Origin of the sequence: Paenibacillus sp. MER TA 81-3 (genome assembly GCF_023713585.1) — a bacterium.
GTDB lineage: Bacteria > Bacillota > Bacilli > Paenibacillales > Paenibacillaceae > Paenibacillus_B > Paenibacillus_B profundus.
In genome coordinates this window covers 93,846-110,016 of the sequence record NZ_JAMAWB010000021.1, presented here as the reverse complement: position 1 = coordinate 110,016, position 16,171 = coordinate 93,846, and the positions used below count along the sequence as shown (strand labels likewise).

General features: G+C 44.9%; 16 protein-coding genes. 5 read left to right on the top strand and 11 right to left on the bottom strand.

Features of this window, described 5'->3' with window-relative positions; translation table 11 throughout:
- The first annotated feature begins 222 nt into the window (after positions 1-222).
- Complete coding sequence (locus M3650_RS24685; RefSeq protein WP_251578686.1) at positions 223-1,584, top strand: hemolysin family protein; 1,362 nt, start codon at positions 223-225, stop codon at positions 1,582-1,584.
- A 91-nt stretch (positions 1,585-1,675) separates the two neighbouring features.
- Here M3650_RS24685 and M3650_RS24680 read toward each other — a convergent pair whose 3' ends face one another.
- A complete protein-coding gene (locus tag M3650_RS24680; protein WP_251578683.1) occupies positions 1,676-2,113 on the bottom strand; it encodes an erythromycin esterase family protein in 438 nt (145 codons plus the stop codon).
- 247 nt (positions 2,114-2,360) lie between these two features.
- Positions 2,361-2,951 carry a TetR/AcrR family transcriptional regulator gene (locus M3650_RS24675; protein ID WP_251578681.1) on the bottom strand — a complete coding sequence of 197 codons (591 nt, stop codon included), beginning with the start codon at positions 2,949-2,951 and terminating at the stop codon, positions 2,361-2,363.
- A gap of 83 nt (positions 2,952-3,034) precedes the next feature.
- Here M3650_RS24675 and M3650_RS24670 point away from each other — a divergent pair, with 83 nt between their 5' ends.
- Both M3650_RS24670 and M3650_RS24665 read left to right on the top strand, forming a co-directional pair.
- On the top strand, positions 3,035-3,568 hold the full coding sequence (locus tag M3650_RS24670) for a hypothetical protein (RefSeq protein WP_251578679.1): 534 nt from the start codon (positions 3,035-3,037) through the stop codon (positions 3,566-3,568).
- Between the two features lie 62 nt (positions 3,569-3,630).
- Positions 3,631-4,782 (top strand): DUF418 domain-containing protein, encoded by a 1,152-nt coding sequence (locus tag M3650_RS24665; protein WP_251578677.1) that lies wholly within the window; start codon positions 3,631-3,633, stop codon positions 4,780-4,782.
- Positions 4,783-4,840: 58 nt separating this feature from the next.
- Here the strand turns inward: M3650_RS24665 and M3650_RS24660 are convergent, their stop codons facing one another.
- The 4 genes from M3650_RS24660 to M3650_RS24645 form a co-directional block, all read right to left on the bottom strand.
- On the bottom strand, positions 4,841-5,851 hold the full coding sequence (locus M3650_RS24660; protein WP_251578675.1) for a phosphotransferase family protein: 1,011 nt from the start codon (positions 5,849-5,851) through the stop codon (positions 4,841-4,843).
- Positions 5,852-5,920: 69 nt separating this feature from the next.
- Positions 5,921-6,646: a thioesterase II family protein gene (locus tag M3650_RS24655; protein ID WP_285848648.1), complete on the bottom strand. Its 726-nt coding sequence runs from the start codon at positions 6,644-6,646 to the stop codon at positions 5,921-5,923.
- A gap of 152 nt (positions 6,647-6,798) precedes the next feature.
- Positions 6,799-7,539 (bottom strand): SDR family NAD(P)-dependent oxidoreductase, encoded by a 741-nt coding sequence (locus M3650_RS24650; RefSeq protein ID WP_251578671.1) that lies wholly within the window; start codon positions 7,537-7,539, stop codon positions 6,799-6,801.
- A gap of 5 nt (positions 7,540-7,544) precedes the next feature.
- On the bottom strand, positions 7,545-7,958 hold the full coding sequence (locus tag M3650_RS24645) for a tautomerase family protein (RefSeq protein WP_251578668.1): 414 nt from the start codon (positions 7,956-7,958) through the stop codon (positions 7,545-7,547).
- A 115-nt stretch (positions 7,959-8,073) separates the two neighbouring features.
- On the opposite strand from M3650_RS24645, the gene M3650_RS24640 reads away from it, so the two are divergent.
- Positions 8,074-8,988, top strand: coding sequence for a LysR family transcriptional regulator (locus M3650_RS24640; RefSeq protein ID WP_251578665.1), 915 nt, complete (start codon positions 8,074-8,076; stop codon positions 8,986-8,988).
- A gap of 102 nt (positions 8,989-9,090) precedes the next feature.
- Here M3650_RS24640 and M3650_RS24635 read toward each other — a convergent pair whose 3' ends face one another.
- Positions 9,091-10,128 carry a LacI family DNA-binding transcriptional regulator gene (locus tag M3650_RS24635; RefSeq protein ID WP_019423417.1) on the bottom strand — a complete coding sequence of 346 codons (1,038 nt, stop codon included), beginning with the start codon at positions 10,126-10,128 and terminating at the stop codon, positions 9,091-9,093.
- Between the two features lie 235 nt (positions 10,129-10,363).
- Between M3650_RS24635 and M3650_RS24630 the strand changes: the two genes are divergently transcribed.
- Positions 10,364-11,413 (top strand): 2,3-butanediol dehydrogenase, encoded by a 1,050-nt coding sequence (locus tag M3650_RS24630; protein ID WP_251578663.1) that lies wholly within the window; start codon positions 10,364-10,366, stop codon positions 11,411-11,413.
- A gap of 204 nt (positions 11,414-11,617) precedes the next feature.
- On the opposite strand, the gene M3650_RS24625 is transcribed toward M3650_RS24630, so the two are convergent.
- The 4 genes from M3650_RS24625 to M3650_RS24610 all read right to left on the bottom strand — a co-directional run bounded on the left by M3650_RS24625 (position 11,618) and on the right by M3650_RS24610 (position 15,894).
- Positions 11,618-12,454: a carbohydrate ABC transporter permease gene (locus M3650_RS24625; protein WP_251578661.1), complete on the bottom strand. Its 837-nt coding sequence runs from the start codon at positions 12,452-12,454 to the stop codon at positions 11,618-11,620.
- The gene (locus M3650_RS24620; protein ID WP_251578659.1) at positions 12,454-13,329 is read right to left on the bottom strand and encodes a carbohydrate ABC transporter permease; all 876 of its coding nucleotides are present in this window, start codon (positions 13,327-13,329) and stop codon (positions 12,454-12,456) included. Before M3650_RS24620 ends, M3650_RS24625 begins: the two co-directional genes overlap by 1 nt.
- 158 nt (positions 13,330-13,487) lie before the next feature.
- Positions 13,488-14,711: an ABC transporter substrate-binding protein gene (locus tag M3650_RS24615; RefSeq protein ID WP_483311786.1), complete on the bottom strand. Its 1,224-nt coding sequence runs from the start codon at positions 14,709-14,711 to the stop codon at positions 13,488-13,490.
- Between the two features lie 184 nt (positions 14,712-14,895).
- Positions 14,896-15,894 (bottom strand): LacI family DNA-binding transcriptional regulator, encoded by a 999-nt coding sequence (locus M3650_RS24610; RefSeq protein ID WP_251578655.1) that lies wholly within the window; start codon positions 15,892-15,894, stop codon positions 14,896-14,898.
- Between the last annotated feature and the right edge of the window lie 277 nt (positions 15,895-16,171).

The following is a 16,171-nucleotide window of genomic DNA, read 5'->3' as shown; positions in this document are numbered from 1 at the left end:
CTTCCCTCCTCACAGCATATTACAAGTTCATGTGAACCAATCATAGCACCATTAGAAATCGCTTGTAAAGAACAGTAAAACTAAGAAAATGAATGCGTTGACTCTATTTAACGGAATTAACGTGCTGGTTTAGCCTTCAATGTTTGAAGCGGTAATTTGTATATCTATTTATAAGTTCGTATAATTAGTTCAAATGAACTCCAAAATCTAATATAAAAAGGGATGAGACAAAGTAATATGGGCATAGGATTTAATCTATTCATAGTTGCCATACTCATTGTGTTGACCGCCTTTTTCGTCGCTACGGAGTTTGCTATTGTAAAGCTCCGTTCCAGTCGTGTGGATCAACTCGTGCTGGAAGGACGCAAAAATGCATTGGCCGTTCAACGCGTAACTAGCAACTTGGATGGATATTTGTCGGCATGTCAGCTGGGTATCACCATTACAGCCTTGGGACTAGGTTGGTTAGGAGAGCCTACAGTAGAAGCCATGCTGCGCCCCTTCTTTGACAAATGGCACATTCAAAGCGATATCAGCCATGTCATGTCATTCTTAATTGCGTTTATTTCGGTTACATTCCTGCATGTCGTTATCGGCGAGCTTGCTCCCAAGACAGTGGCGATTCAGAAGGCTGAAGCTATCAGCTTACTAACAGCTAAACCGATTATATATTTCTATAAAATAATGTATCCTTTCATTTGGATCCTCAACGGTTCCGCCAACCTGCTAGTCCGTCTGTTCGGATTGAAGCCGGTCAAGGAGCATGAAGAAGCACATTCTCAAGAGGAAATTCAAATCATCTTGTCCGAAAGCTATCAAAGCGGAAAAATCAACAACACCGAATTTGGTTATGTGAACCGAATTTTCGCTTTTGATGAGTTGCTGGCCAAAGAAATTATGGTGCCACGCACAGACATGATCTGTTTATATACAAATCGTTCCCTGCAAGAGAATATGACCATTATTCGCAAAGAACAGTATACCCGTTTTCCGGTCGCAATCAACAGTAAAGACCATATTGTAGGTATGATCAACACGAAGCAGCTCTTCTTAGAATACGACAACAATCCGGACTTTGACTTCAAGAAGCTGGTGCATCCGATTCTCACTGTGCCCGAAGTTATTCCAATCAAATCGTTGCTAAAGCAAATGCAGCAAAAACGGGTTCATATTGCGTTGCTTGTAGATGAGTTCGGAGGAACATCTGGCTTGATTACGATCGAAGATATCCTCGAGGAGATTGTCGGAGAAATACGAGACGAATTTGACACTAATGAACGAAGAGATATCGAGAAGTTGGATGAGAACTGCTACTTGATCGATGGCAAGGTGAATCTGCACGAATTCAGCAATCTTACCGGAATTATTATCGAAAATAAAGAGGTAGACACTATCGGAGGCTGGGTATTCAGCGAGTTCCCCGATATTCAGCCGGGCACCGAAATCCAATATGAACATGTCAAAATGATTATTCGGGACATAAGCAAAAACCGGATCCGCAAAATTGAAGCGATCATTGAAGAAAATAAACCTGCGCCAGATAGCGAAGATGCTCCAGTGGAACAAAACTGCTCTATTCATTAATGCACAACCTTCGAAACCAAGTATGTGCTTGTTGTCAAGAACTTATTGCAATGAAAGGGTATCCGAACACCGGATGCCCTCATTTTGTGCTCTAGCTGTTAAGCTGAGAGGCGGTCACTTTTTGAATATGAATGAGGATGTCAAACGCCTGACTTAACGAAGTGTCCACATAGCTAGGTTTACTAGGATCGGCACTTGCAAATCCAATTGCAAAAGGACGATGTTCGTTCAACCATTCTTTCGTTACCCCGCTTGCCTTGCGCACATCGACAAAGTATTGGTCCGCATTGACTTCTCCAAGAGTATAATTAAAGCTGCTTAGATCGTCCGCTTGTATTTGATTGGCAACAACCTCATTATTCGAGTTTAAAGCATTAAACTGGCCTTCATACAAGGAGGTTCCGATAGATACATAGTGTTCACCGTAATACTCTGCCAAATGCTGCCCAGCAAATTTAGGGTATATTTGCGGCAGCATATTTGTTTTTGCAATGTGTCCATTGTGAGCCCATATAATCCTTTTTCCCATGTGTTCCTGGGTCCACAATTCCTTGCGACACAAGTGCAGTGAAACCTTTGCTTCGTCAAGAGGCTAGCGCGTTACTTGATAAAGCTTTTGGTTACCATGTATTACCGATAAAATCGAAGTGAATGACCCCGTTTGTCACTTAAAGGAGAAGTCAGCCCAATGCTGATATACGCATTAGGGCTGACTTCTGTCTTGTGCTTCCCCACTTTGTTATCGCCTAAACGACTCCCCGAACAAAGCGATCGGATCATTGGCAAAGAGCCTCTAAATGATGCAAGACAACAGATTTAAGCACGTCAGGAGTAGCGCAGCCAGGCTGCATGACAGCGTGCATGGCCAAGCCGTCAACAAGCGCATACAAACGCTCCGATTCGATCTCCCGGTTAAGATCGGGACGCGCCAATCCAGAATCAATAAGGAAGTCTATGCAGTGCGCAATGGTCGCTCTCAGCTCATCGTACACTTCATTGCTTAAAGATTGAAGAGCCGGATCTACGAGTGCCTTTGCCGTAAAGCTGAGCCACACCTCCATTTCTGCACTTTGCTCTTCATTTACGGGCAATATCTCATATATGATCCGCTGGATATCTTCAAGGGGGTTCCCCGAAAATTCGCTGCTTCTGATGCGGGATTTCACCCGATCGGATACCAGTTTCATTGAAAAGGCCAACAGTTCAGATTGGGTGGAAAAATAATGGCGCATCGAGCCCGCCGAAATTCCGGCTTCCATCGCAATGGTGCGTACAGATGCGCGCTCCATTCCTTCCCGGCGGATAACCCGCCAGGTGGCCTCCGCAAGTTTCTCTTTTCGTTCTTCATGATCCACAATTTTAGGCATGAGCTCAGTATAACAGATATTGCCTTTTTAATACAACCGTGCTAAATTAAATAACACAGTTGTATTAAATAAGGAGTGGGAGCATGATCGGATGGTTGATTTTAGCTTGTGAAATTGGTTTTTGGCTGTTTATCCTATTGGGGTTGTTCGCAAGATACCGGCTGCGTCAGCGAACATTGGGATCTGTGCTGCTGTTTTGCACTCCGCTGATCGATATATTGCTCATCGTATTTACCATTATCGATCTGAAGAACGGAGCAGCCGCCACTACCTTTCACGGCTTGGCGGCCGTATATGTCGGCGTGTCCATCGCATTCGGGAAGCGAATGATCCAATGGGCTGACGATCGATTCGCGCATTTGTTCGCAGGCGCCCCCCGCCCCCTGTCTTCTTCCGTCAAGCATGGCGCACAACACGCCAAACAGGAACGCGCCGGCTGGTATCGGCATGTTCTCGCATGGGCGATCGGCCTCTTACTATTGTTTGGCATCATATATAACGTGGGAAATGCAAACCAAACAAAAAGCTTGTTGAAAACGGCGCAGTTGTGGACGGCCATTTTAATCATCGACTTTATTTGGAGCTTCAGCTATACGCTGTGGCCGCGCCGAAGCTAGAAATGGCAAGCTCAGGACTGTCGCTCCGGCAGGTTCAATGCAAATAAGAAAGGATGCGCACAATGAACCGAATTCAATTGCTCGACATATTGAGAGGGTTCGCCATTATCGGCACGCTCGGCACGAACATATGGCTGTTCGCCCATCTCGGTAATTTGGAAGCCATCTTCCCCGATCCATCCCTGCATTGGTGGTCGTCACTGGACAGCATCATTTCAACTATCGTCATGTTTCTCGTTAACGGCAAATTTCTCGGCATGCTGACAATTATGTTCGGTGTAGGTTTGGAAATGAAGCGGAGGAAGGCAGAACGGCTCGGAACAGCTTGGCCTGGCATATATTTATGGACATCATTCTTGCTGCTTGTGGACGGCTTGCTGCATTATTTCCTTGTCATGCAGTTCGATATTTTGATGAGCTACGCTGTTACAGCCATCATCGTGTCATTCGTTGTGAATCGAACCCGGAAGACGATTATTCGTGTCATGCTGTTCACCGGAATCGTGCATTCGTTCATGGTAATCTCCGCTTTTTCGTTAATTACCTTGGCAAATGCCTCTGTGTCCACGGGGGACGCGTTCAAGAGTGTCATAGCGCTATTCCAAACAGGCACATGGTTCGAACAAATCGGTTATCGGTTTGAAACATTTTGGATGTACCGGTTCGAGTCGATCGCGATACTGCCTATGAATGTATTTCTCTTCTTGTGTGGCGTCCTATTGTTCCGTTCCGGCGCGTTCGCTGCGGACACGAACGGGCAAGCCATCCGCCGCAAGATGCTGGGTTGGGGGTTAGGGTTGGGAATTCCGCTGAACATGCTCATATTTGTTCCGGGGCTCTCGTTTGATATTCCGGTTCGCTATTTATTTGCGCCTGTGCTGTCACTCGGTTATATAGCGATTATTGCGAAAGTGATGGAGCTGAGTCGATGTGGCTGGTTGTTATCCAGCTTGGAGGAAGTCGGGAAGACGGCGCTATCCTGCTATATGCTGCAAAACATTCTCGCTTCCGTTATTTTCTATGGCTGGGGATTCGGTGTCGGAGCAACCTCTGGTTCGTCGTTATTTACCTTTTTCATATGGGGACTTATATCGGCTCTAATGATGGTATCCGCTCATCTATGGCTTCGTAAATTCACCGTCGGTCCGATGGAATGGGCTTGGCGGCGGCTGTCCGATCTGCCTGCTGACCGGAAACGCTCTCTTACCGGTTAGATGGCCGCGCTGCAGCCCCTTTCTTAAAAAGATGACTCCTGAGAATTCAGGAGTCATCTTATAACAGGAGGCGCGCAGCTGATTCCATGAATCCTTCGGCCCAACGTGAAAAAGAGAGGTCTTTATCCCAAGTCACCTGATTCGTCGCTTTGGCACATCCCCAGACTAATATCCGGCGATGAAGCATATGGACTTTGAATCGTTCCATGAAGGCCTCTTTGGTATCAGAGCCATCAAAATAAACGGTGAGGAACTGCCTTGCCAGCTCTTCTTCTCCGTTCTCTACATACATTTCGGTCATTCGGGGCAAGTCCGCCACTCCATCACCAAAATAGGAGGTGGTAAAGTCAAACACGCCGCTTACCTTCCATCCATCCGTATTTTGCTGCAACAGGAAGTTCTCTGGTTTAAAATCGCCCATAACGAAACATGGAGAGTGCAATTCATCAAATGCAGCAGCCGAGCTTGCCAATACATTTTCAACCCATTCCATGTCTTCACCAGTAATTACTGAATACTTCTTAGCATCATCGAGCCAATATCGAACGGTGTTGTACAACCATGTTTTGTAGGAGCCTTCAAAGGGGCGCACCAGGTGATTATCGGGATTGAACTCCCCGTATTGTTCCACTTTCCAGCTATGTAACTCGACTAAGGTTGCGGCCAGCAATTGCGCTATTTCTTTTTTGTCTTCTGCGTGAAGGCTTGCTTGCAATTGCGGCGCGTTCAGATGCGTCCCGGGCAGACGAGACATCAAGGAATAGCTCCAGCCGAAAATATCATCCGATTCATCGATCAAATAGGGAGCAGGAACAGCCACATTCGTCCGTTTGTCCAAGTGCTCTACGAAGAATTTTTCCTCTTTGAATTGCCCCTGAAAAATGGGATTCCCTTTAAAAACAAACTCACCCGCAGAGGATGTGACAAACATGGTTTGGCCCATCACGCCGTGTGCTGTTTTTTCCGAAGAAATAAGCTTCCCGAGATGAAATCGGTCAAGCATGAGCTGTAATTGATGGTCCTCGATATCTCCCAATTTATTAGAGGAAAAATATATTTTCGTAGTCAATTTATTGTCTCCCCGTCTGTATATGATGCCTTATGATGCCTACGAATGCCCATGAGTCCACCCATATGCTCACTTCTTTATGGCGTGCGCAATTTCATAAGGCACCAAGGTGTTGTTGACTTCATTTGCAATTGCTTGAACATGATCAAAGAGAAAAAAGTGTCCTCCTTGAAACTCATGGAGTCTGCACGATTTGGAAGTATGGGTTCCCCATCCCTGCACTTCATTGACAAAGGATTCGCCGCTCCCATACCAAATGCTCATATCCGTGTGCAACTTGTCCGCCTTCTCTTCATATTCGTACTGCTCAATAATCATGAAGTCGTGCCGCAAAATAGGCAAAAACAAATTAATTAGTTCTTTGTTCTGGAAAAACTCTTGCGGCGTTCCTTCCAGCTCTTCAATTTCTTTCAGAAATTGTTCTTCCGGCAGGTCGTGAATCGGCTTATCCTTCTTCCTCAGGTGGGGAGCGGTGCTGCCTGAGCAGAATAAATGAACAGGCAGCGGATGTCCCTGCTGCCGCATATAATGGCACAGCTCATACACAATAACTGCCCCCATGCTGTGCCCCCACAGAGCATATGAACCGTTATCGACATGTGGAATAATCTGTTCTGCAATATCTTCGACGGCATCACGAATCGACTTATAGAAGGGGCCGCCAAAACGTTTGCCCCTGCCCGCCAATTCCAACGGTATAAGCTCTATGGCATCACCCATGACATTTTTCCATGGGTTGTATATCATTGCGGAGCCTCCTGCATATGGAACGCAAAATAGTTTTACTTTACTCATGACACACTCCTATCGATACCGATATGATATTTGCCGTAGCTGCACGGCTTCTTGTTCCGGTTCGCCTGTATCCTAAATCATACTAAATATAGGATGTCGAAGTAAGGTGGAATTTGTAGATTTACAAACATTTATGCGCCCCGCGATTTTGATTACAGGGTTTGCCCGCTGTCCACTGTAATGATTTGACCTGTCATCGATTCTTGTTCCAGCACCGAACAGATGAGATGGGCGATATCCTCTGGTGTCGAAATGCGCTGCAGCAGCAGATTGCTGCTCAATCGGTTCATCTTCTCTTCCCGTCCTGCCCACCATCTTGTCGCGACGGCTCCCGGCGCCACGCTGCACACTGTGATTTCCGGCGCCAAAGCGCGTGCCAGCGATTTTGTCAGCCCATGCACCGCCGCCTTGGATACGGCATATGGAAGCGAGGAGCCTGCCCCGGCCAATCCCGCAATGCTGCCCACGTTGACAATGGCACCGCGTTTATTTTCCTTCATGAAGGGAGCAACGGCCCTTGCGCAGTAAAACATGCCTTTAACATTAACCGCGTACAACTCATCCCATACTTCTTCTGTCGCCGCTTCCAGATCGTCCAGCGGAATGTGCCGGGTAATACTGGCATTGTTGACGAGTAAATCGACAGTTCCGAATTGATGGACAATTAGCTCGATCATGCTCCGCACTTCCCCGTCACGGGACACATCGGCTTGTATGGCTATAGCGCGTCCACCTTCGTTTTCAATCATTTGCGCCGTCTCCTCCGCCTCTGCTTTTGATCGCGAATAATTCACGGCTACAATTGCTCCCCGCCGAGCCAATTCGATGCACGCAGCCTTGCCGATCCCTGTTCCGCCGCCGGTAACGAGAACCACTTTGTTTTTTAAATCCATCTCATTCACTCCTTTTCCATTGTTGCGCCAATTTCCCCATGTGGCGCGAGTTGGGCAATACCGTTCCCGAACGACCAATTCTCTACGTCAGTCTCCGTTACAATAATCATGACATCCTGCATCCGAATTCCTGCGGCTGCATGCAGCCGTTCGGCGATGCGCGCATATAAAGCCCGCTTCTTCGCAAGCGTTCGGCCTTTCATCGTTATTTGAATATAGATCATGTCTGCCGTGCGGTTCATATTCAAGTAGTTCGGGTCATAAAAAAATTCATTTTCTCCATGCTGGGTAATCACTTGAAAGTAATCATCTTCAGGCACGTCGATGGTCTCGATCATGGCGCGATGTATGTTCCGGCTTATATTGCGGAGTTCTGCCTCCGATCTTCCCGTGCGCAGGTCAATTCGAACAAACGGCATATGCGTTTCCCCCTCTGCAGTATTCTTGTAACGATATTGTATATCTCTCTAATCGTTTTGTATAATTGAATTAATTGAATCGATAATTCAATATTATTGAACAACGGAGGTTGAAATGGATCTGAAAGCATTAAAGACCTTTCATAGGATCGTGTCACTCGGGGGCTTTAACCGAGCGGCCGAGGAACTGAATTATGCCCAGTCCACCGTGACGATGCAAATTAAAAAGCTCGAAGCGGAGTTGGGTATTCTATTGATCGAACGGGGTAAGCAATTTCAGCTCACCGAAGCTGGCCGATTGTTCCATCAACAAAGTACGCATATTGTAAAGGATATAGAACATCTGGAAGCCACAATGTCCGATATGTTAGTGGGAGAGGCAGGAAATATTCGTGTAGGGGCGGTAGAACCTATCGCCAGCTGCCAGTTGCCCGGCATATTAGACAGATTCTTATCCAAATATCCGAAGATTCGCATCTCGGTGGACATTGCTAATACAGCCGCCTTAAGCGAGCGGCTTCTAAAAGGAGAGCTTGACTTGGCTCTCTGTTCGAGACAGGACATCGGAACCGCTCTTTACTTCGAACCGTTATTTTCAGAGGATCTTGTATTTCTAGTTCCAGAGCGGCACCCGCTCGCAAGCAACCCGGCGCTCTCTTTCGAGGATATTAAACATCATCGCATGCTTCTTACATCCAAAAATTGTTTATATCGCAAAAAAATCGAAATCGCGCTGCAAGAACGATGCGAAAATCAAGTGGAAACGATGGAAATCAGCAGTATGGCTGCCATGAAACACTATGTAGAGGGCGGGCTCGGCATCGCGCTAGTTCCCAAAAGTATCGCATCCCCGCAGCTATCGGGTACTGTCGCTCGCAAAATAAATGGTACCCAGATCAGCATCACTTTTGGCATGCTCTGCAAAGCTGCCGATTATCCATTGAAGCTGGCTTGTGCAAAGCTTTATCAATATCTCAAGCAAGAACTGGCCGGTCCCGGAGATACGTTGGATGATGACTCCTCTCGTTGACATCCCCGTGGTGTGCCGTGATCTCATCCACTAGAGCCATGACAGCATCTTGTTCAACATTCCAAGAAGAATCCGCCGGGCAACGCAGCATCCAATCCTGAATCAATCCAGCTGCTGAGAAGTGCGAGTCATCGATACACTTGACTCTCTCACGATGAGGCGAGGTTCGAATTGAACCCGCTCGTAAACTCCCTTTTTTTGCTCTATAATCCGATTCAACAACAGTTCCGTTGCCACTCTTGCCACTTCAGCCCCCATAATCGAGACGGAGCTGAGTTTCGGAGTCGTAATCGTACCCCACAGTATATTATCGATGCCAACGACAGCGATATCTTCAGGCACGCGGATACCTAATTCTTTGAACCGATTAACCAAACCGATTGCGATCATATCGTTTCCCGCATAGATAGCGTCAGGCATATTCGTAAGCCCAGTAAAGTAATCGGCTGCCTTCATTCCTGTCTGCAACGAGAAATCATCACCGAAATAGACCAATGATATATCGACATGATGCAAGGCATCTTCATAAGCGAAAAATCTCTCCTCGATAATATCTTTTGGGGCGCCTGCATAAGCGATTCTAGTTCTGCCAATGTTAAGCAAATGCTCCATGACTAGTCTGCCTTCCTGAGCGGACATACTTACGATATCCGCCTTGACATCTGAGTCTAATTTTTTTCCGTAATTGATGATGGATATAGGAATACTGGATTTATTAATCCAGTCTTTTAGTGTTTTCGGATAGGCAAGCGGCAATAAAAGGAGTCCATCAACATGAAGCTTCTTTACTTCCTTTAAAATTTCTAGCTCTGCTCTTGCATTTCCTAACGTATTGATTTGAACGACGCGATAGCCATAGTGTTTGGCAGCTTGTTCGACAGCATATGCAATTTCCGGAACAAATGCGTTGCGAATATCAGGAACGGCTAGCGCAATTTGCTTGGTTTGACGCACTTTTAAGCTCTGGGCAAAGGCGTTAGGTATAAATCCAAGCTCTTCTATGGCTTCCATGACTTTAGCTTTTGTTTTTGGACTAATCCCATCCGCATTATTAATAGCTCTGGATACAGTCGCGATGCCGACACCCGCTTTTTCAGCTACATCTTCAATCGTAACCTTTTTATTAACCACTTCGAACATCCCTCCTGCCAATGATGGAATTGCTTCCAATTTACGTTTAGAACAAATGAAACACATCATTCCTTAGTATATACATTATTCATTATAATTTCCCGCGGATGTTTATCATATTTGACACCATGGCGATAGTGTGACATATTTAATATCGGAAACGTTTCCGATATGCTCTATCTATTTCCATGATTTTATGATATCCTTACAACATTTTTTCTACACTTCTGGGGGGATGATAGTAATGAAAGCATTGAGATGGCATGGTGTAAAGGATTTACGCTTGGAAAACATTGAAGAACCGGCAGCTCTAAAAGGAAAAGTGAAAATTAAAGTCGAATGGTGCGGGATTTGCGGCAGCGACTTACATGAATATACAGCAGGACCTATCTTTATTCCAGAAGGCAGCCCTCACCCCATAACGGGAGAGATGGCTCCCATTGTCATGGGACATGAATTTTCCGGGCAAGTCATAGAAGTTGGTGAAGGTGTAACGAAGGTTCGACCAGGCGATCGGGTTGTGGTGGAGCCGATCTACGCTTGCGGTGAATGTGAAGCCTGCAACCAAGGAAAATATAATCTTTGCAGCACAATGGGCTTCCTGGGCCTTGCTGGCGGCGGCGGTGGATTTTCTGAGTTCGTGGCTGCAGAAGAATATATGGTGCACAAAATCCCTGAGCGTGTGTCTTATGAGCAAGGCGCTCTAGTGGAGCCCTCTGCGGTTGCCCTTCATGCAGTCCGTCAGAGCAAGCTGAAAGTCGGGGATCGAGCAGTCGTGTTCGGTACCGGCCCTATCGGCCTGCTAGTGATTGAGGCATTAAAAGCATCTGGCGCAGCGGAAATCTATGCCGTCGAGCTATCCGAACAACGCAAACAAAAAGCAGAAGAGCTGGGCGCCATTGTACTAGATCCTTCCAAGCTTGATGTTGTGAAAGAACTTCATGAACGGACAAATGGCGGAGTAGACGTCGCTTATGAAGTCACTGGTGTTCCCCGTGTATTAACGGACGCCATTGATTCCACAAGAATTGGCGGCGAAGTTATGATTGTAAGTATTTTCGAAAGAGAGGCTGCTATTAAGCCCAACACAATTGTAACAAAGGAACGCACAATTAAAGGAATTATCGGTTACCGTGATGTATTCCCTGCAGTTATCAGCTTGATGGAAAAGGGGTATTTCCCCGCCGATAAGCTCGTTACGAAACGAATCAAGCTTGATGAGGTTGTGGAAGAAGGCTTTGAAACCCTCTTAAAAGAAAAAAATCAAGTCAAAATTCTTGTCAAAGCAGAATAAGAAGGTAAAGTCGGATTTCTGTAAGAGCGGAAATCCGACTTTCCTTATCTCGCAAGTTCCATATTGATCGAGACAACTAGCCGCAGGCTTTCCTTATTAAAAGTACATTCGTGCGTTAGATAGAACGGCGTCTCCACATACCGGATCGTGAGCACAAGCGAGCGTATTCGTTTCACGCCATGCTCTGATCCCTCTCTTTCGTTCTTATTTGACTGCGCCTGACGCAATGCCTTTGATAATGTATTTTTGTGCTAACATGTAAAAAATAACAACTGGAATGATTGTTAACGTTAATCCCGCCATCGCCTGATTCCATACAATGGTGAACTCTCCAAAGAAATAGAAGGTCGACAATGGAATCGTGCGCAGACCTTTGTCTGCTAATGTTAATGACGGAAGGAGGTAGTCATTCCAGAGCGAGATCACATTCAATATGGCAACCGTAATCGTAATGTTTGTCAGCATTGGAAATACGATTCGCCAAAAGACGCCGAATTTGCTGCAGCCGTCGATCGTCGCCGCCTCCTCCAAATCAATCGGAATCGATTTGATAAAGCCGTGATACAGGAAAACGGCCATACCCGAAGCAAATCCCACGTTCATATAGATCAAGCCTTCATGCGTATTCAGCATCGGAAGATGCAGATTGGTGCGAATCCAGTCCATCACCTGCATCAAAGGCATCATCAAGGTTTGGAAAGGAATCAGCATCGTCGCAACCAACGTCATAAAGATGATTTTACTTAGTTTATTGTCGGTTCTTACGAGCATCCATGCCGTCATCGAAGCCAATACGATAACGATCAGGACAGAAACAATCGTTACATATAAAGAGTTGCCAATAGCAGTGAAGAAGTTCATCTTTTGCATAGCTTCTTTATAGAATTGAAAGCTGAAGGAAGTAGGGAATGCCAGTGCATTCTCATATAATTCCGCACGGTTTTTGAAAGAGTTGACCACCATCATATATATCGGCGACAAGAATATAACGGCAAGGACGAGAAGCAATATTTCGAGTAATAGCATGCTTGTTTTCCTCATTAATATTGCACCTCTCTCTTCTTCGTCATAACAACTTGAGTCAAGGTGAATACAGCTACCACGAGAAAGAATATAACGGCCTTAGCTTGACCCAGCCCGTAATTGCCATAGGCGAATATTTCATTGTAAATATTCATTGCAAACATTTCTGTAGCGTTATTAGGTCCCCCTCTAGTCATAGACAAGTTGACGTCGTAAATTTTGAATGCACCAGACAGCGTCAAAAAGAGACAAATGGTGAAAGCAGGCATAAGCAGCGGTAAGGTAATCTTGGTCAATCTATGCCACACATTCGCTCCATCCACCTTGGCCGCTTCAACAAGCTCGTCTGGAATCCCTTGGAGGCCAGCAATATATATAATCATCGTGTATCCAGCCACCTGCCAGGTAAAGACGATTACGATTGCATATAAGGCATACTGAGGATCAAGCAGCCAGTTGAAGAATATGCCGTCAAACCCTGTTGATTGCCCTAAATAACCAAACACATCGGTAAAAATAAATTGCCATATATATCCAAGTATTAAGCCGCCGATAAGGTTAGGCATAAAGAACAACGTTCTCGCCACATTTCTTACACGCAGCTTGGTGGTCACGAACAGCGAAAATGCAAGTCCCAGCACATTGACGGATATCACGGCCAGCACGGTAAATTTTACGGTGTGCCATGCGGATGAGAGAAATCGTTCGTCTTTAAACAACTGAATAAAGTTGTCAAGACCAACAAACACTTTCGGATTAGCAGGAATGCCATCCCATTTCACGAAGGAATATACAATACCGAATATAAACGGTATGATGACAACCGTTGTGAAAATAAAGAGCAAGGGGAACGTAAATAATACGAACCAAAGCTTATCCTTTCTCTTCTTCATACCCATCCCCTTCTTTCCAGTAAGGTTCATGTAACCACAATGAACCTTTGATTTCACCTGAAAACGATTACGTTCAAGAGAAAAACAAAAAGCCTAGCGCTCTAATGCATGCAACCTCAAAGGTTAGGCTTTTGTTTTTTTACTTAGAAAGATATATTTTATTTTGACGCTTTTGCCCACACTTCGTCGAGCTTCTGCAGGAACTGTTCACCCGTCATGTCCTTGCTCAGGAAGTACTCTTGTGCAGCAGGAGCCAAATCGTTCATAATGATGCCAGCTGGGAAATAGTTGTTAGCTGTTGGAAGTGTTTTGCCGCTCTTTGTTGCTTCATACACCGCTTTAGACAATGGGTCGAGATCACCTGCTTCGATATTTGTCATCGCCGGAATGAATTGGAAGTCGTTAACAATTGTGCTTTTACCTGTTTCACTGTTGAACAGCCAGTCTAGGAAGGCATTAGCCGCTTTGATTTCATCTGCATCCGCTGTTCCATTAATCACCCAGTTGCTTGCTACACCGACTGTGAGCTTATCGTTGCCTGCCAACGGGAACGGCATCAGGCCGATTCTCGAACCAAAATCCCCGTAATCCTTCAGCATGGAGTAGCTCCAGTTTCCTTGATGAACCATCGCTGTTTTACCTGTAGCAAAATCCCCCATCTGGGTATCATATTTGATTTCCAGCGGATTTTTCACATACGATTTGATGGCATCCATAAATTTCGCGAACTCCTGGAACTCTTTTGTCTCCGACATCTTCACTTCGCCGTTGTTCAATTTCTCAATATAGTCTTGATAATCTGGCTGTAATGCAAAAGGAGTATTGATAATATGTCCAATTAAGAAGTACCCCTCTTGTGATAGAGCAAGACCATTTATACCTTCAGCTTTGAACTTCTCAAGTGTCTTGCTGAAAGAGTCAAGGTCTTTCACTTCTGATGGATCAACCATCTCCTTGCTATAGACCAAACCATATCCCTCTACACCGTAAGGAACGCCTACAATTTTTCCGTTGATCTCCAGCGCCATATTAGGAGCAATGTTCTTCACATATTCCTCATTGCTCATATCATAAAAGTAGGATTTAAACTTTTCTGCTTCCGTACCCGTTCCGATGCTGAAAATAGATGGTCCTTGATTGCTGGTAAGCTTCATTTGCAATTGAGTCCCGTAGTTGTCTCCAGCAGCTCCCCATACTTCAGCTTCATTACCGGTTTCCTCCGTATATTTCTTCACTACATTTTCCAACTTCTCCGTGATTTCAACCTTCGATTGGAAGATAGTAATTTTCTTTAATTTTTCTTGACCTGCTGAATCGGTAGAAGAACTGGAACTGCTGCTTTCAGAACTGCCACAGCCGATCAAGGTTGCGATCAGAGCCATCACAGTCAATAGACTTAACACATGTTTACCTTTTTTACCTTTTCTCAATTTTCACGCCTCCCCAATAAGAATATTCATTTATATAGTAAAGCGCTTTCAAAGCTATCTTATTGGGTTTTTATTCACATGTCAACAAAAATTGAATGCGTTTTCATAAATTATTGATAAAAAACATCATAAAATTTCACTTGTTTTTTAATAAAAATTCGTATTTTTTTACTTGCTTCACGGATTTTCTCCACTGAATAGTTGCGCTTAGCTTAACTGGTTCCCTGCTCGTTGCACCCTTTATCATGGCCAACAGCTCTTTGGCCGCCAGATACCCGCTTTCATAGCGAGGGATCGAAATGGTGGTTAATCCCGCCATTACCGCTGCATCCGAATTGTCGAACCCTGTAACCGAAATATCTTCCGGCACTCTGATTTTGTTTTCCTCAAATGCTTTAATCGCCCCAATGGCCATATTATCATTCGCACACACCAGCACCTCAGGCATCACATTGCTTAAGATTATAATCTTGGCTGCCTGATAGCCGCTGTTCTCACTATAATCACCGTGGAAATAGTTCCTTCTGTCAAATGTTATGTCATTCTTTGCCAAGGTATCCACAAAGCCGGCAAAGCGTTCTTTATGATCCAAGGTAAATTCCACACCACCAATGAATCCAAACTGTTTATATCCATTGTCAACCAAAGCCTGTACCATCTCACACATTACGGGATAGTTATCAACGATTACGCTTTTGGTATTGGCGTATTCTTCTTCAATCATTCTGTCCATCAGGACAATAGGAAACTGAGGCGTTGCAAAAGAAATTAAATCATCATCGGTCATATTGCGATCTAAGCTGATGATTCCGCTCGCAATATTGCTTCGTATCAAATTAGCGCTGGACTTATTCGTGCATATTACTAAATCATATCCATTCTCTGAAAGACAATGGTTAATCCCTTTTATGATTTGCAAATAGTAGTCACGGTCAAAGTCACTGAATATAAACATGATCGTATTGCTTTTACTTGCTTTGTTCGATGAATTTGGATAGTACCCCTTTTCACTGCAAATCTTCAAGACTCGTTCCCTTGTCGCTTGTCCTACATTTTTGCGACCGTTTAGTACATTGGACACGGTTGAAACCGAGACATCTGCGAGCTTAGCTATTTCCTTTAACCCACTGATCATGTCGATCCTCCTTCAGTGATGGATATAATCTTAATATAGCATGAAAAATAAAAAGTCTATATTATATCCGTATGTGATTGTTGGAAATGGGGTCAGGACAATGTTAATTAACTAGATTGAACGACGTGGCTCATATGGTCAAAGGTATCGTTGCAATCAGTGGTGGTGCTCACGTTGAAGTTGTCCCAAGACACGCGTTCAATCAATTTCTGAATGACCAGCAAATCCCGCAAAAAAACCGGAGGAACAGTCTGTTCCATCCGGTCTATTCTGAAAG

Excerpts from the sequence above, each read along its gene's own strand:
- M3650_RS24640 (WP_251578665.1), top strand. The coding sequence starts at position 8,074 with ATGGATCTGAAAGCATTAAAGACCTTTCATAGGATCGTGTCACTCGGG.
- M3650_RS24680 (WP_251578683.1), bottom strand. The coding sequence starts at position 2,113 with ATGGGAAAAAGGATTATATGGGCTCACAATGGACACATTGCAAAAACA.
- M3650_RS24645 (WP_251578668.1), bottom strand. The coding sequence starts at position 7,958 with ATGCCGTTTGTTCGAATTGACCTGCGCACGGGAAGATCGGAGGCAGAA.
- M3650_RS24635 (WP_019423417.1), bottom strand. The coding sequence starts at position 10,128 with ATGTTCGAAGTGGTTAATAAAAAGGTTACGATTGAAGATGTAGCTGAA.
- M3650_RS24650 (WP_251578671.1), bottom strand. The coding sequence starts at position 7,539 with ATGGATTTAAAAAACAAAGTGGTTCTCGTTACCGGCGGCGGAACAGGG.
- M3650_RS24655 (WP_285848648.1), bottom strand. The coding sequence starts at position 6,646 with ATGAGTAAAGTAAAACTATTTTGCGTTCCATATGCAGGAGGCTCCGCA.
- M3650_RS24665 (WP_251578677.1), top strand. The coding sequence starts at position 3,631 with ATGAACCGAATTCAATTGCTCGACATATTGAGAGGGTTCGCCATTATC.
- M3650_RS24625 (WP_251578661.1), bottom strand. The coding sequence starts at position 12,454 with ATGAGGAAAACAAGCATGCTATTACTCGAAATATTGCTTCTCGTCCTT.
- M3650_RS24670 (WP_251578679.1), top strand. The coding sequence starts at position 3,035 with ATGATCGGATGGTTGATTTTAGCTTGTGAAATTGGTTTTTGGCTGTTT.
- M3650_RS24610 (WP_251578655.1), bottom strand. The coding sequence starts at position 15,894 with ATGATCAGTGGGTTAAAGGAAATAGCTAAGCTCGCAGATGTCTCGGTT.
- M3650_RS24630 (WP_251578663.1), top strand. The coding sequence starts at position 10,364 with ATGAAAGCATTGAGATGGCATGGTGTAAAGGATTTACGCTTGGAAAAC.
- M3650_RS24620 (WP_251578659.1), bottom strand. The coding sequence starts at position 13,329 with ATGAAGAAGAGAAAGGATAAGCTTTGGTTCGTATTATTTACGTTCCCC.
- M3650_RS24675 (WP_251578681.1), bottom strand. The coding sequence starts at position 2,951 with ATGCCTAAAATTGTGGATCATGAAGAACGAAAAGAGAAACTTGCGGAG.
- M3650_RS24685 (WP_251578686.1), top strand. The coding sequence starts at position 223 with ATGAGACAAAGTAATATGGGCATAGGATTTAATCTATTCATAGTTGCC.
- M3650_RS24615 (WP_483311786.1), bottom strand. The coding sequence starts at position 14,711 with ATGGCTCTGATCGCAACCTTGATCGGCTGTGGCAGTTCTGAAAGCAGC.